The 860-nt window shown below is 69.2% G+C and carries 1 protein-coding gene; it reads right to left on the minus strand.

The window, feature by feature from the left end:
* Nucleotides 1-860, minus strand: an 860-nt coding sequence (locus tag RA24_RS21590; RefSeq protein WP_052269653.1) for a dynamin family protein, incomplete at both ends; no start/stop codon positions are given.

Here is an 860-nt window from a genome sequence, read left to right on the forward strand (position 1 = left end):
CCGGGGGATGCCGCGCCGGGAGGGGGCAGAGACCCGGCGCGGCATCACCCGGGGGCCCTCATTGGCGGCGGCCGCCTGAAGCTGCGGCTGTGCCTGAGGGTCCGCCTGGGGGCTGCTATCGCGCATCCCGCCGATGTCCAGCACCTCTGCCCGCAGCTGCTGGTCCGGCTGCAGCGCCTCCGTGGCAGTGGCAGGCTTCAACGCAGGGCGGGGACGGTGCGGCTGCGCCCAGTTCAAGAGCAGGTCGACCAGGTATTCGATGAACCCGTCAGCGCCGCTGGTCTTCCAGGCCTCCATATCCTCGCCCGCGGCCAGCGCCTGGCTGAGCGACAGCGGGAACACCGCATTGAAGCCATCGCCGGTTTCCTTCTGTACCCGGCGCAGCACCCGGTCACGGTCGCGCGGGGTCTTGAGCTTGTCGAAATGGGTAATCAGCAGGGTGCTGGGGGCGTCGAGCCGGGCAGAGATTTCCTCCCATACCGCCGCTTCTGACTGGCGCCAGGCCTGGGTGGCATGGGTGCACCAGATCACGCTGTCCACCTCCGGCAGCAGGTTCTGCCAAACGCTGGCGGGCATGTTGGGGTCGGAGATCCCGGGCATGTCGATCAGATCGCAGAGCTCCAGCGCCTCGGCCGGCAGAGTCAGGCGGATCAGTGCGGTGGTTTCCAGCGGCACATCGTCCAGATCCTCCAGCCGCACGGGGGTCTCGCTGCCGTCGGTGCCGGTCAGGCAGGCGCCCTCCGCCCCGTGAGAGATCCAGACCGGCGGCAGGCGGGTGGCGGTGACGCGGGTGGGCAGCGGCTGCTGGCCCACCAGCAGATTGGTGAGAGTGCTTTTGCCGGCGCTGAATTCGCCCATCA

Source organism: Leisingera sp. ANG-M6 (assembly GCF_000813905.1).
Lineage (GTDB): Bacteria > Pseudomonadota > Alphaproteobacteria > Rhodobacterales > Rhodobacteraceae > Leisingera.